Origin of the sequence: Mesorhizobium sp. M0751 (assembly GCF_040320265.1) — a bacterium.
Lineage (GTDB): Bacteria > Pseudomonadota > Alphaproteobacteria > Rhizobiales > Rhizobiaceae > Mesorhizobium.
In genome coordinates this window covers 450,094-463,823 of the sequence record NZ_JAMYPH010000004.1, presented here as the reverse complement: position 1 = coordinate 463,823, position 13,730 = coordinate 450,094, and the positions used below count along the sequence as shown (strand labels likewise).

The window sequence follows — 13,730 nt, the reverse complement described above, 5'->3', positions numbered from 1 at the left end:
TTCGTCGTCCACCTGGCCTTTTTGGTCAAAATGCCACGCCCCGAGCCTGTTCCTAACGACCACGGAACGTGGCCTATTCCCTTGATGTGGATCAATCTTGTTTCAGGACAATGCCACGCGCCGATGAGACCGGTTACCGCAGGTTCTAATGGCTTGGCGGCAGATTTTCCAGTAAGGCGACGATTGAGACAGTTCCGATAAATCATGAATAGCGAGGATGCGGATGACGGTTTTGGTGACAGGCGGGGCCGGCTATATCGGTAGCCATATGGTCTGGGAATTGCTGGACACGGGTGACAGCGTCGTCGTCCTCGACCGGCTTTCCACCGGCTTTGAATGGGCCGTGGCCCCGGAAGCAAAGCTCGTCGTCGGCGACGTCGCCGACAGGGAACTGGTCGCCTCGATCATCCGCGACAATAAGGTCGACGCGATCATCCATTTCGCCGGCTCGATCGTGGTCCCCGAATCGGTCGCCGACCCGCTTGCCTATTACGAGAACAACACCTGCAAGACACGCACCTTGATCGAGACCGCGGTGCGCGAAGGCGTGCCCAATTTCATCTTTTCCTCGACCGCCGCGGTCTATGGCGGCGCCGGCCTGGAGCCGGTGCGCGAGGATGCCCGGCTTGCGCCGGAATCGCCCTATGGCCTGTCCAAGCTGATGAGCGAATGGATGCTGCGCGACGCAGCCATTGCCCATGGGCTGCGCTATACGGCGCTGCGCTACTTCAACGTCGCCGGCGCCGATCCGAAGGGCCGCACCGGCCAGTCGACGCCCGGCGCCACGCATCTGATCAAGGTCGCCTGCGAGACGGCGCTCGGCAAGCGCCCCTTCATGCAGGTGTTCGGCACCGACTATCCGACGCCGGACGGCACCTGCATGCGCGACTATATCCACGTCAGCGACCTGGCGGCGGCGCATCGGCTGGCGCTGCAGCGGCTGCGTGCCGGCGGATCGAGCCTGGTCGCCAATTGCGGCTACAGCCACGGCTATTCGGTGCTCGAGGTCATCGACAGCGTCCGCCGCGTCTTCGGCCATGAGTTCGATGTACGGATGGGCGATCGCCGCGCCGGCGACGCCGCCGCGGTCGTCGCCAATTCGGAGCTGGCGCGCGGCGAACTCGGCTGGATCCCGCAGCGCGACAACCTCGACCAGATTGTTGCCGATGCGCTTGCCTGGGAGCGCATCCTGACCAGCAAGAATTCGGCTCTGGGGTGAAGTGGGCTCTCCGCAAAGGTTGGTTCAGCGCGCTGGGGGCGGAATGAAAATCCTGGTGCTTGGAGCCGGCGTCGTCGGCACGGCGGCGGCCTATTGTCTGGCCAGCGACGGCCATGAAGTGACGGTGATCGAGCGCCATCCGGCGGCAGCACGCGGCACCAGCCGGTCGAATGCCGGCCTGGTGTCGCCCGGGGACGCCACCGCCTGGGCCTCGCCCGCCGCGCTGAAGACGTTCCTGCGCGGCCTCTACAACCACGATCTCGGTATCAAGGTGCGGCTGCGCTTCGATCCGTATTTTTTCGCCTGGAGCCTGCGATTCCTGCGCCAGTGCACGCATAAGCGCATGCGCGCCAACACCGACGTCAAGTTGCGTCTGGCGCTCTATTCGCGCGACTGCATCAACGCCATCTCGGCCGAAACCGGCATCCATTATGACGAGCGCAAGAAAGGTATTCTGTACTTCTTCCGCTCGCAGCAGAGCTTTGATACCGGCACCGACAATTACCGCTATCTCGGCGAACACGGCCTGCCGATCGAGATCGTCGGCCGCGACCGGCTGGTCGAGCTCGAGCCGGGCCTCGCCGGCGCCAAGGACAAGATTGCCGGTGGCGTCTATTCGCCGATCGACCAGACCGGCGACTCCAGCCAATTCACGCAGCGCCTCGCTGCCTATGCCGCCGAGAAACTCGGCGTCCAGTTCCTCTACGGCACCACTGTCGAAGGCCTCGACATCGACAGCGGCCGCGTGCGCGCGGTGATGACCTCGGCCGGCCCGGTGCCTGGCGACGCCGTGGTCATCTCGATGGGGCCGGAGAGCGGCCTGCTCGGCCGCCGCTACGGCATCGACCTGCCCGTCTATCCCGTGAAGGGCTATACCGTGACTGTTCCGCTGGAAGATGAAAGCAAGGGGCCGATCATGGGTGGCGCCGACGAGGACCGGCTGATCGGCTATTCCAGGCTGGGAAATCGGCTGCGGATGTCCTCGACGGCGGAGTTCACCGGTTTCGAACGCACGTTCAAGCCCCGCGATTTCAACTCGATCCTGAACACCGGCAAGGACCTGTTCCCCGGCGCCTTCGACGAGAGCAAGGCCGAGCTCTGGGCTGGACTTCGCCCGATGATGCCGAACTCCGTGCCGGTCATCGGCCGGGCGCGGTACGACAATCTCTACCTCGACACCGGCCACGGCCATCTCGGCTGGACCATGGCCTGCGGCTCGGGAAAGTTCCTCGCCGACGTGGTCGCCGGCCGCAAGCCGGAGATCGATCCACAAGGATTGCTCTACACGGGGTAGGCTTCTCCGGACATCAGGGCGCCATGAGCTCGGCGGTCAGGCTCGTTCGTCGACCGCCGAACGCCAGGAGCGCACGTAACTTGTCCAGAGTGGATCGGCCGACGGTTCGGTCCTTTCGCCTCTGCCTTGCTGTGTCCCCTGGTCAGACGCCAGCAAAGCGGCGCCGATGCTGGTGCCTGTCGCAGCCTCGGAGGCAATGACGGCGCGCGCCGTCATTGCAGCCAGCATGCGGGTGAACAGCCGGTTGCGGGCGAAGGGTCCTTCGACGATGGTTGACCCCTCGCCGCCGATCAGGTCGAGGCAGGTCGCGGTCATCAGTGCCAGGTAGAACGAGATGGCGACAAAGCGTTGGCCGGCGCTCATACCGTCCGCGTTAAGCCATGATGCGGTATGATGCGGAAACGGCCCCGAACCCTGTTGGGTCGAGGGCAATAGGGACGTCTTGCGCGCCAGCACCGTGGCAACATCGCCTTCCGTCCAGTTCTCCGATTGGCCCTCGGTCAGCACGGAAAACTCGCGGCCGCCCATGAAGCGCGCCGAAGGCACGGCATCGCCAAGTGCGTTGACATTGACCAGCGTGTCGCGGGCCGGACTCGAGCGTGACCTTGCTACCGCCTACCGCCATCGACACCACCCAGGTGCCGGTCGAGACGACGGAGAAGGGCGGTTTGCCGGATAGGAGATGCGGCAGCAGCGAGGCGTTGGAATCGTGCAGGCCGCAATACACCGGCGTTTGCGGATCGAGGCCGGTTTGCCGGGCAAGGGCGGGCAGGATCGGGCCCAAGCGGTCCTTGGCCTGCCGCACCGGGGCCATTAGCCGGCGCCATTGCAGCCGGTCGACCAGCGAGGAAAAGTCCGCTTTCCACGGGTTCCACAGATCGGTGTGGCAGCCGAGCGAAGTCACCTCGCTGGCGGCGACGCCGGTCAGGCGTAAGGCCCAGTATTGCGGATACGTCAGCATCGCGGCGGTTCTGGCGAAATCCGCCGGAAAGCGCTTCTGCTGCCAGAACAGCTGCGCGCCGAGATTGAGGCCAGCCGGCAGGCGCGGCGTGCCGGTCTCGGAGAACGCCGGACGGATCGTGTCATAGTCCCCGGCAAGGGCATCCGGCCCGTCGAATTCGTAATCGAGCACCGGCAGCGCCAGTTCGCCTGATGCATCGACCAGCACGCCCGTTGCGCCATGGGTGGTGATCGATACCGCATCGATGCGCTGCTCGCGATCGATCTCGGCCAGGCTGCCGAGAATAAATGCCCATAACCGCTCGACATCATGGTGCGGGTACGGGCCTTGCCGAACCGGCTCGTTCGCGATCCTGCGCAGCGCGACTTCGCTTGCTGCGGCAAGATCGACCAGCGCCACCTTGGCGTTGGTCTTGCCGATGTCGATGACGGCGACGTGGCGGGTCATTCCATATGGAACATTGTTTCCAGCGGCACCGCCACCGGCTCGTTGTTCGGCCTGGTCGCCATGATGTCCGCCATCTCGGCCCACCAGCGCTGCATCACCGGATGCTTCGGCAATTCGTCCATACCGTGATCATCGCGTCGCCACAGCACGCCGAACAAGGTGTTGGTCTCCTCGTCGAGATGGATCGAATAATCGGAGATACCGGCCTGTTTCAGCAACGCCACGAGTGACGGCCGGATGTCGTCGTGGCGCCTCTTGTATTCGGCCTTCATGCCCGGATTGAGCTTCATCTTGAACGCGTATTTCTCCGGCATCAAGCAAAGCGCTCCCGCCGCACGCGCCGCCATAGGATCGGCAGCGCGATGACGATGATCAGCAGCAAGCCGATGAAGATCGACATGACGATCCCCGGCACGTTAAGCAGGCCGAGGCCGAAGGTCACCAGCCCCATGATGAAGGCCGCCAGCACCACACCCAGAATGCTGCCGGCGCCGCCCAGGATGCTGACGCCGCCGAGCACCACCATGGTGATGACTTCGAGCTCGTAGCCCTGCGCGATGGACGGCCGGGTCGAGCCGAGCCGCGATGTGATCAGCACCGAGGCGATGCCCGCCATCAGGCCGGTCAGGCAAAACAGGATGAATTTGATGCGGCCGACACGTACCCCGGAAAACTGCGCCGCGACCGGGTTGTTGCCGATGGCAAAGACCCGGCGGCCGAAGCTCGTCCGGTGCAGAAGGAACCAGTAGATAACTGCCGCGACGAGGAAGAGCGTCAGTTCGAACGACACCACCCACCAGACATAGCCCTGGCCGAAGAAGGCGAAGCTCGCGGGATAGCCCTTATAGGCCTGGTCACCCAGGATGATGAAGGCAACGCCGCGAAACAGGCTCATCGTGCCGATGGTGACGACGATCGACGGCAGGCCCAGCCTGGTGACGAGCAGCCCGTTGAAGGCGCCGCAGCCGAGCCCGACGACGATGCCGATTGCCATCAGTTCAGGCGTGCCGGCGCCGGCCTGCACCGCCATGCCCATCATCGTCGAGGCGAGTGCGATGATAGCGGCGACCGACAGGTCGATTTCGCCGGAGATGATCAGCAGCGCCATGGCCAGCGCGATCAGCGCCTTTTCGGTGAAGTTGAAAGTCAGGTCCGAGAGCGACCAGGGGTCGAGGAAATAGGGCGAGGCAAAACTGTTCACGGCAAAAATGGCAACCGCGACAACGACCAGCAGTGCCTCCCATGAAAAAATCGCCGCAGTGAAAGGCTTGTCGAGCCGATCGGGAATGTGGCGTGGGGCAGGGGTGTGAGCGATGTCGGTCATGTGGCAACACCCTTCGAAGGCTGGCGCCGCCCCTCACCCTTACCCTCTCCCCGTGAGAACGGGGAGAGGGGGATCGCCGGCGTTGCGGCCAGGTCCCTTCTCCCCGTCACTATACGGGGAGAAGGTGCCGGCAGGCGGATGAGGGGCAGCGTCCAGTTTGAAAACGGGACTGTTGCGGACGGCAACAGTCCAATCATCCCAGAGAAATGAAGCGAGGCGTCCATCATGCCGCTTCCGCCTTTTTGAGGATGATGCGGCCTTGCCGGCGTTCGCCGCGTGCGTTGAGCACTACGGCCAGGATGATGGCGCTGCCTGAAATCGCCATTTGCCAGAAGGGCGAGATATTGATGACCGGCAGCGCGTTGGAGATGATGCCGAGGAACAGCGCACCGAGCACCGCGCCGCCGACCGAGCCGATGCCACCGGCAATGGAAATGCCGCCGATGACGCAGGCGGCGATGATATTGAGCTCATAGCCGTTGGCGACCTCGACCGAGGCGATGACGTAGCGCGAAATCCAGAGATAGCCGCAGAGACCGCCGATCATCCCCGAGATGCAGAAGACGATGAACTTCGTCCGGCCGACATCGATGCCGGCATAGACCGATGCCGTCGGGTTGACGCCGATGGCATAGATCGAGCGGCCGAGCGCGGTCCGCGTCATCACGAGGAAGAACAGGGCGATGACCAAAAGGGCGATCCACGACAGCACCGGAATGCCGACGAAAGCCGCGCGCTGCAGCCCGATGAAATCAGCGCTCATCTGGTCGGCATTGACCCAGGCGCCGCCTGATATGACAAAGGTGGCGCCGCGATAGATGGTGAGCGTGCCGAGCGTAACCACGATCGAGGGAATGTTCAGCCGCCATACCAGCAGGCCGTTGATGGCGCCGAGCACGAGCCCGACCAGAAGTGCGATGACGATCAGCAGCGGGATCGGGATTGCCGGATGTGCGGAGTTCAGCATCGCCACCACCATGCCGGTGAAGCAGAGATTGGAAGCCATCGACAGGTCGATAGAGCGGGTCAGGATGACGACCATCTGGCCGAGCGCCAGGATCATCAGGATCGACGTGTCGTTGAACACCTGGCGCAGATTGGCCGGATCGGCAAAACCTGGAAAACGCGTTGAGATCAGCCCGATCAGCACGACGATTGCCGCCAGTAGCCAGACCTCGCGATATCTGAGAAAAGCCTTCATGCCGCGATCCCTGCTGCCGTCCTGACCAGTGTTTCGGCGTCGAGCCCCTTATTGTCGTAGACCGCGGCAATGCGGCCCTCGCGCATGACGACGACGCGGTCGGACATGCCGAGGATTTCCGGCAACTCAGACGACACCATGATCACCGACAGGCCTTGCGCGACGAGCTCGGCCATGAAGCCGTGCACGGCCGCCTTCGAGCCGATGTCGATGCCCTTGGTCGGCTCGTCCAGGATGATCACCTTTGGCGCGGTTGCCAGCCATTTGGCGATGACGATCTTCTGCTGGTTGCCGCCCGACAGCGTGCCGACATCCTGGCTGAGCGAGGAAGCGCGCAGGTCGAGCCGCTCGGTATAGTCGCGGGCCAGGGCGAACTCTTCCGCCAGCCGCAACATGCCGGACTTGGAGGTACGCTTGAGCGAGGGAAGCGAGACATTCTGGAAGATCGGCAGGCCAATCACCACACCTTGCTTGCCGCGCTCCTCCGGCACATAGACGATGCCGGCATTGATCGAATCCGCCGCCGATTTCGGCGCGATCGCCTTGCCCTCCAGCGTGATCGCGCCGCCGCTGGTGCGGGTGATGCCTGATATCGCCTGCATCACCTCGCTGCGCCCGGCGCCGACAAGGCCGTAGAAGCCGAGGATTTCGCGCCTGTGCAGTTCGAAGCCGATGTCGTCGAACTCGGTCGGATGCGACAGGCCGGAGACGGCGAGCACCGGCGCGCCGATCTCGGCCTTGCGCTGCGGAAAGATGTGATCGACCGAGCGGCCGACCATCATGCGCACGATCTGGCTCTGGCCGGCGTCCTTGATCAGGCCTTCGCCGACCATCTCGCCGTCGCGGAACACGGTATAGCGGTCGGCTATGCGGTAGATCTCATCGAATTTGTGGCTGATGAACAGGATCGCCTTGCCGTCGCTCTTGAGGAATTCGATCAGCAGGAAAAGCTCTTCGATCTCCTTCATCGAAAGCGCTGCCGTCGGCTCGTCCATGATGACGATCCGCGCGTCGATCGACATGGCGCGGGCAACCGCGACAAGGTGCTTGTTGGCGATGCCGAGATCCTTCAGCCTGGCGTCGGCGTCGATATGGCCGGCGCCCATCGTGTCGAGCACCTCGCGGGCATTCTTGCGCATGGTGCGCCAGTCGATGGTTTTGAAGCGCGTGCGCGGCGCATGGCCGAGGAAGATGTTTTCGGCCACCGTCAGGTCGTCGAACAGCACGGTTTCCTGGTGGATGGCGGTGATGCCATGCCCGAACGCGGCGTGGGCGCTGGGCAGTGTGACCGGCTGGCCGTCGATGCTGATCGTGCCGCCATCAGGCTGGTAGATGCCGGTCATGATCTTGACCAGCGTCGACTTGCCGGCGCCGTTTTCGCCGATCAGCGCGGTTACCTGGCCGGGATAGAGCGACAGGCCGACATCGTGCAGCGCCCGCACGCCGGGAAAGCTTTTCGAGATACCGGACAGGGTCAGCCGCTGTCCGGAAGACAAAGGCGCTTCCTTCGCCACTTCGTGTTGGGCTGTCGTGTCCATAATCGTATCAAGCCCTGAAACAAGGTTCGTTTGAAAGCGCGGCGGAACGTGAGCTCCGCCGCGCCAGTTCGAAGGTTCCAGGATCAATAGATCTTGGAGAACTTTTCGATGTTCGACTTGTCGAACTGGAAGGGGGGAGCCATCGCAGCCGAGTTGGTGTCGTCGAGCGTGACCTTGCCGACGCGGCCAATCGACAGCGTCGCACCGGGCTTGGCCTCTTCCTTCTTCACCGCCAGATCATGGGCGAGGTAGACGGCGGAGTAGCCGAGATCGATCGGGTTCCACAGCGCAACCGCTTGGCTGGCGCCATTGTCGATGAACTTCTTGAACTCCGACGGCAGCGCTAGGCCGGTGACGTTGACCTTGCCGATCAGGCCTTCGTCGGTCACCACCTGCGCCGCGGCAACGACGCCGACCGTAGTCGGTGCGATGATCGCCTTGAGGTTCGGATAGGACTTCAGCAGGCCCTTGGCTTCGTCCGTGCTCTTGGCCGAGTCGTCGTCGCCATAAACGGTGGCGACGAGCTTGATCTTGGGAAACTTCTCCGGCAGCACCTTCTTGGCCGCGTCGATCCAGGCATTCTGGTTGGTCGCGGTCGACGAAGCCGACAGGATGGCGACATCGCCGCCTTCCGGCAGGTAGTCGGCGGCAAGCTTGATGATGGTCTCGCCGATCAGGTTGGTGTCGGAGGGGTTGAGGTGAAGCTGGCGTCCTTCCGGCGCGACGCCTGAATCCCACGAAATGACGGTGATGCCGCGCTGCATCGCTTTCTTCAGCACCGGCACCAGCGCGTCGGCGTCGTTCGCCGAAATGGCGATGGCATTGACCTTCTGGGCGATCAGCGAATTGACCACTTCGATCTGCGCCTCGGCGGTCGCTTTGGTCGGGCCGGTGTAGATGATGTCGACATCGCCGAGCTCCTTGGCCGCTTCTTCGGCGCCCTTGTTGGCGGCGTCGAAGAAGCCGTTGCCGAGCGACTTCACCACCAGCGCGATCTTGACGTTTTCGGCGTAGGCGGCATTCACGAACATGGCGGCGGAGAACGCCGCCGTAACCATCAATTTCTTCAGAAAGCTCATCGAATATCCTCCCTTGAGCGTTGCATTCCATCGCCGCTGCGGGCGTGAGTGTTTCTCAGGCCTGCAGCGAAGATTCTTCCTTGTTGGTTGCCGTTGTGCGGGCGATGATCAGCGTCACGCCGGCGGTCTCCAGCATCTTGGCTTCGCGATCCTCGATGGCGTCGTCGGTGATCACCGTGGCGATGCGCGACAGGCCGCACAGGATCAGGCTCGAGCGTTTGCGGAATTTCGAGGAATCGACCAGCACCACCAGCTCGTCTGCCTGGTCGATCAGTTTCTGTTCGGCCTGGATCAGCAGCGGGTCGCCTTCCATAAGACCGAGCGGCCCCAGCCCTTGTGCGCCCATGAACATGCGGCGCGCGTAGAAATTGCGCGTCACGTCATTGTCGAACGGCGACAGGATGATGTTCTGCTCGCGGTAGATGGTGCCGCCCGACAGCATCACCGTGTTCTTGGAGTGCCTGAGCAGGTGCTCGGCGATCGGGAAGGAATTGGTGAAGATCGGCATGCGACGGCCGGTCAGGAAATGCACCATCTGGAAGGTGGTGGTGCCGCCATTGATGATGATCGGCTCGCCGTCCTTGCATAGATCCACGGCTTCCCGCGCGATTGCCCGCTTCTGCGAAGCGTTGATGGTCTCGTTGACGGAAAAGGGCCGGCCGGCAAGGCCGATGAACTGCGGCGGCGAAAGCGCCTCGGCGCCGCCGCGCACGCGGCGCAGCCGCTTTTGCACATGCAATGCCGCGATGTCGCGCCGGATCGTCGCCTCCGACGACTCCGTCAGGTCGACCATCTCCTGCACCGTCACCACAGGTTTTTCCTGGACGGCGGACAGAATGATCCTGTGGCGCTCTTTTTCGTGCATGGTTCCTCCCTGCCTGAGCATCTAGGCACCCAAAGCGCGCAGTGTCAATCATTTCCGATCAGATAATTTCATTGTGCAGTGCAATATGACTGATATTGATCGTTTGTGATTGACAAGGCCGCCGCTTGCGTAGAAATTCGGATAAAAGGGACCGGCGCCGTTTGCGTGTCCCAAAGGGAGGATACCTATGCTCGACAAGCGCCCCGGCACGCGCCTCGCCAATCTTTGGGATGACGCAAAAGCGCAAGCAATGAGCGAGCCCGAACGTCTGGTCTATCGCTCGAACGTCCTTGGCTCCGACAAGCGCGTCACCAATTATGGCGGCGGCAACACCTCCTCCAAGATCTGGCAAAGGGATCCGCTCACCGGCGAGAGCGTGGAAGTGCTGTGGGTCAAGGGCTCGGGCGGCGACAGCGCCTCGATTAAAACAGACGGCTTCGCCACGCTCTACATGGACAAATTGCGCGCGCTGAAAGGTCTCTATCGCGGCCTCGAACATGAAGACGAGATGGTCGGCTATCTGCCTCACTGCACCTTCAACCTCAACCCGCGCGCGGCCTCGATCGACACGCCGCTGCATGCCTTCGTGCCGAAGCCTTATGTCGACCATATGCACCCCGATGCGATTATCGCCATTGCCGCCGCCAAGGATTCGCAGGCGCTGACCAAGGAGATCTTCGGCGACACGATCGGCTGGCTGCCATGGAAGCGGCCAGGCTTCGAGCTCGGCCTGTGGCTGGAGAAATTCTGCCTCGAGAACCCCAACGCCAAGGGTGTCGTGCTGGCAAGCCATGGCCTGTTCAGCTGGGGCGACACGCCGAAGGAATGCTACGAGACGACGATCTCGGTGATCAACCAGGCGATCGACTGGTTCGAGCGCAAGAGCCAGGGCAAGCCGATCTTCGGCGGCGAAGTCGTCAAATCCCTCGATGCGCCGGCGCGTCGCGCCGTGGCCGCAAAACTGATGCCGAGGATCCGTGGCCTGGTCTCGGAGAACAGCCACAAGCTCGGCCATTTCGACGATTCTCCTGCCGTGCTCGAATTCGTCAATTCCAGGGATTTGCGGCCGCTGGCGGCACTCGGCACGTCCTGCCCGGACCACTTCCTGCGCACCAAGATCCGGCCGCTGGTCATCGAGTTCGACCCCCAAAATCCCGACGTCGATGCCGTCATTGCCCGTCTTGCCGACGACGTGGCTGAGTATCGTGTCGGCTATCAGGCCTATTATGACCGCTGCAAGCACGCGGATTCGCCGCCGGTGCGCGATCCGAACGCCGTCGTCTATCTGATGCCCGGCGTCGGCATGTTCACCTTCGCCGGCGACAAGGCGACGGCGCGCATATCAGGCGAATTCTACGTCAACGCCATCAACGTCATGCGCGGTGCCTCGACGGTGTCGACCTATGTCGGCCTGCCCGACCAGGAAGCCTTCGACATTGAATACTGGCTGCTCGAAGAGGCAAAGCTGCAGCGCCTGCCGAAACCAAAGGCTCTTGCCGGCCAGATTGCGCTGGTCACCGGCGGCGCCGGCGGCATCGGCCGGGCCACCGCCAACCGGCTGCTGCGCGAAGGCGCGTGCGTCGTGCTGGCTGATATCGATGAAGCAGCCCTTGCCAGCGCCAATGACGAGCTTGCCAAGGCCTATGGCAAGGATTTCGTGCGGCCCGTCGTCATCAACGTCACGTCCGAGGATCAGGTGATCTCCGGCTTTGCCGAAACGGCGGTCGAATTCGGCGGCATCGATATCCTCGTGTCGAATGCCGGTCTGGCAACGTCGGCGCCGATCGAGGACACCACGCTGGCGCTGTGGAACAAGAACATGGACATCCTGTCGACCGGCTATTTTCTGGTTTCGCGGGAAGCATTCCGGTTGTTCCGGGCGCAGAAGATCGGCGGCAACGTCGTCTTCGTCGCCTCCAAGAACGGGCTTGCCGCATCGCCCAACGCCGCCGCCTATTGTACGGCCAAGGCCGCCGAGATCCATCTGGCACGCTGCCTGGCACTGGAAGGCGCGGAGGCGCAGATCAGGGTCAATGTCGTCAATCCCGACGCCGTGCTGCGCGGCTCGAAGATCTGGAGCGGCGAGTGGAAGGAACAGCGCGCCGCCGCCTACAAGATGTCGACCGACGATCTCGAGGAGCACTACCGCTCGCGTTCGATGCTGAAGCGGTCGGTGTTCCCCGAAGACATCGCCGAGGCGATCTATTTCTTCGCCTCCGATGTGTCGGCCAAATCGACCGGCAACATCATCAACGTCGACGCCGGCAACGCGCAGAGTTTTACGCGATAAGCGATCGTCTTTTGAGGGTTGCGCTGCCCCTCATCCGCCTGCCGGCACCTTCTCCCCGTATAGTGACGGGGAGAAGGGAAGCGCTCCAATGCCGGTGATCCCCCTCCCCGTTCTTTGCGGGGAGAGGGTAAGGGTGAGGGGCAGCGTCAACCGAACGCATTTGGGAGGAAACGAAGTGTCCGAAACCATCATCTCCGCCGACCTCGTCGACAGGCACAATGCCGCGCGCGATGCAGATCTCAGACGCGACTACGAGTCTCTCGGCGAGCGCCTCGACCGCCGCGGCATCGCCATCGATGCCATTCGAGACAAGGTCGAGAAAGTCGCCGTCGCCATCCCGTCCTGGGGCGTCGGCACCGGCGGCACCCGCTTTGCCCGCTTTCCCGGCGCCGGCGAGCCGCGCGACATTTTCGACAAAATCGAGGACTGCGCCGTCATCCGGCAATTGACGCAGTCGACGCCGACCGTCTCGCTGCACATTCCCTGGGACAAGGCCGATCCGAACCGGCTGAAGCAGGCGGCATCCCGCTTCGGCCTCGGCTTCGACGCGATCAACTCCAACACCTTCTCCGACGCCAGGGACCAAAAACTTTCCTATAAGTTCGGCTCGCTGTCGCATGCCGACGCGGCGACGCGCCGGCAGGCGGTCGAGCACAATCTCGAATGCATCGAGATCGGCAGGACGCTGGGCTCGAAAGCGCTGACGGTGTGGATTGGCGACGGCTCGAACTTTCCCGGCCAGGTCAATTTCGCCAAGTCGTTCGAGCGCTATCTCGACGCGATGAAGGAGATCTATGCCGGGCTGCCGCACGACTGGAAGCTGTTCACCGAGCACAAGATGTACGAGCCCGCCTTCTATTCGACCGTCGTGCAGGATTGGGGCACCAACTACATCATCGCCAAAGAGCTTGGCGACAAGGCGTTCTGCCTGGTCGACCTCGGCCATCACGCTCCCAACGTCAACATCGAGATGATCGTGTCGCGGCTGATCCAGTTCAAGAAGCTCGGCGGCTTCCATTTCAACGATTCGAAATATGGCGACGACGACCTCGACGCCGGCTCGATCGATCCCTACCGCCTTTTCCTGGTCTTCAACGAGCTGGTCGATGCCGAGCTTGCCGGTGCCGAAGGTTTCGATCCGGCCCACATGCTCGACCAAAGCCATAACGTCACCGATCCGATCGAAAGCCTGATGCTGTCGGCGGTCGAGGTGCAGCGCGCCTATGCCCAGGCGCTGCTGGTCGACCGCAGGGCGCTCGAAGGTTTTCAGCACGCCAATGACGCGCTGATGGCGACGCAGACGCTGAAGACAGCCTATCGCACCGACGTCGAGCCGATCCTCGCCATGGCGCGGCTGAAGACCGGTGGCGCCATCGATCCGGTCGCCGCCTACCGCGCCGCCGGCTACCGGGCGAAGGTCGCAGCGGAACGGCCGGCGGTGGCGAGCGTCGGTGGCGGGATTGTTTGAAGTTGGGTGAAAATGAAAAACCCGCCACGAAAGGCGGGTCGTTG

At 62.9% G+C, this 13,730-nt stretch carries 10 protein-coding genes and 1 pseudogene; 4 read left to right on the top strand and 7 right to left on the bottom strand.

What is annotated here, in order from left to right:
• Positions 1 to 223: 223 nt before the first annotated feature.
• Complete coding sequence (galE, locus tag NKI19_RS10010; protein ID WP_352566441.1) at positions 224 to 1,219, top strand: UDP-glucose 4-epimerase GalE; 996 nt, start codon at positions 224 to 226, stop codon at positions 1,217 to 1,219.
• 43 nt (positions 1,220 to 1,262) lie between these two features.
• The gene (locus NKI19_RS10005; RefSeq protein WP_352566439.1) at positions 1,263 to 2,513 is read left to right on the top strand and encodes a D-amino acid dehydrogenase; all 1,251 of its coding nucleotides are present in this window, start codon (positions 1,263 to 1,265) and stop codon (positions 2,511 to 2,513) included.
• 36 nt (positions 2,514 to 2,549) lie between these two features.
• On the opposite strand, the pseudogene NKI19_RS10000 reads toward NKI19_RS10005, so the two are convergent.
• From NKI19_RS10000 to NKI19_RS09970, 7 genes and pseudogenes are all read right to left on the bottom strand, one after another.
• Positions 2,550 to 3,921 (bottom strand): annotated as a pseudogene (locus NKI19_RS10000) (FGGY-family carbohydrate kinase).
• Positions 3,918 to 4,235: an L-rhamnose mutarotase gene (locus NKI19_RS09995; RefSeq protein WP_352566437.1), complete on the bottom strand. Its 318-nt coding sequence runs from the start codon at positions 4,233 to 4,235 to the stop codon at positions 3,918 to 3,920. Before NKI19_RS09995 ends, NKI19_RS10000 begins: the two are co-directional and overlap by 4 nt.
• Positions 4,235 to 5,236 (bottom strand): ABC transporter permease, encoded by a 1,002-nt coding sequence (locus NKI19_RS09990; RefSeq protein ID WP_502899260.1) that lies wholly within the window; start codon positions 5,234 to 5,236, stop codon positions 4,235 to 4,237. Before NKI19_RS09990 ends, NKI19_RS09995 begins: the two co-directional genes overlap by 1 nt.
• Positions 5,237 to 5,468: 232 nt before the next feature.
• Positions 5,469 to 6,446, bottom strand: a complete 978-nt coding sequence (locus NKI19_RS09985) for an ABC transporter permease (RefSeq protein WP_352566433.1) — start codon at positions 6,444 to 6,446, stop codon at positions 5,469 to 5,471.
• A complete protein-coding gene (locus tag NKI19_RS09980; protein WP_352566431.1) occupies positions 6,443 to 7,984 on the bottom strand; it encodes a sugar ABC transporter ATP-binding protein in 1,542 nt (513 codons plus the stop codon). Before NKI19_RS09980 ends, NKI19_RS09985 begins: the two co-directional genes overlap by 4 nt.
• 83 nt (positions 7,985 to 8,067) lie before the next feature.
• Positions 8,068 to 9,063 (bottom strand): rhamnose ABC transporter substrate-binding protein, encoded by a 996-nt coding sequence (rhaS, locus tag NKI19_RS09975; protein WP_352448664.1) that lies wholly within the window; start codon positions 9,061 to 9,063, stop codon positions 8,068 to 8,070.
• A 55-nt stretch (positions 9,064 to 9,118) separates the two neighbouring features.
• Complete coding sequence (locus tag NKI19_RS09970) at positions 9,119 to 9,928, bottom strand: DeoR/GlpR family DNA-binding transcription regulator (RefSeq protein WP_023677380.1); 810 nt, start codon at positions 9,926 to 9,928, stop codon at positions 9,119 to 9,121.
• A 187-nt stretch (positions 9,929 to 10,115) separates the two neighbouring features.
• On the opposite strand from NKI19_RS09970, the gene NKI19_RS09965 reads away from it, so the two are divergent.
• Together NKI19_RS09965 and rhaI are read left to right on the top strand one after the other, a co-directional pair.
• Positions 10,116 to 12,218 (top strand): bifunctional rhamnulose-1-phosphate aldolase/short-chain dehydrogenase, encoded by a 2,103-nt coding sequence (locus NKI19_RS09965; RefSeq protein ID WP_352566429.1) that lies wholly within the window; start codon positions 10,116 to 10,118, stop codon positions 12,216 to 12,218.
• Between the two features lie 175 nt (positions 12,219 to 12,393).
• Positions 12,394 to 13,686 carry an L-rhamnose catabolism isomerase gene (rhaI, locus tag NKI19_RS09960; RefSeq protein WP_352488256.1) on the top strand — a complete coding sequence of 431 codons (1,293 nt, stop codon included), beginning with the start codon at positions 12,394 to 12,396 and terminating at the stop codon, positions 13,684 to 13,686.
• The last annotated feature ends 44 nt before the right edge of the window (positions 13,687 to 13,730 follow it).

Bases quoted from the DNA above. Each gene is read 5' to 3' on its own strand.
- galE (WP_352566441.1), top strand. From the start codon at position 224: ATGACGGTTTTGGTGACAGGCGGGGCCGGCTATATCGGTAGCCATATG.
- NKI19_RS10005 (WP_352566439.1), top strand. From the start codon at position 1,263: ATGAAAATCCTGGTGCTTGGAGCCGGCGTCGTCGGCACGGCGGCGGCC.
- NKI19_RS09995 (WP_352566437.1), bottom strand. From the start codon at position 4,235: ATGCCGGAGAAATACGCGTTCAAGATGAAGCTCAATCCGGGCATGAAG.
- NKI19_RS09985 (WP_352566433.1), bottom strand. From the start codon at position 6,446: ATGAAGGCTTTTCTCAGATATCGCGAGGTCTGGCTACTGGCGGCAATC.
- NKI19_RS09980 (WP_352566431.1), bottom strand. From the start codon at position 7,984: ATGGACACGACAGCCCAACACGAAGTGGCGAAGGAAGCGCCTTTGTCT.
- rhaS (WP_352448664.1), bottom strand. From the start codon at position 9,063: ATGAGCTTTCTGAAGAAATTGATGGTTACGGCGGCGTTCTCCGCCGCC.
- NKI19_RS09970 (WP_023677380.1), bottom strand. From the start codon at position 9,928: ATGCACGAAAAAGAGCGCCACAGGATCATTCTGTCCGCCGTCCAGGAA.
- NKI19_RS09965 (WP_352566429.1), top strand. From the start codon at position 10,116: ATGCTCGACAAGCGCCCCGGCACGCGCCTCGCCAATCTTTGGGATGAC.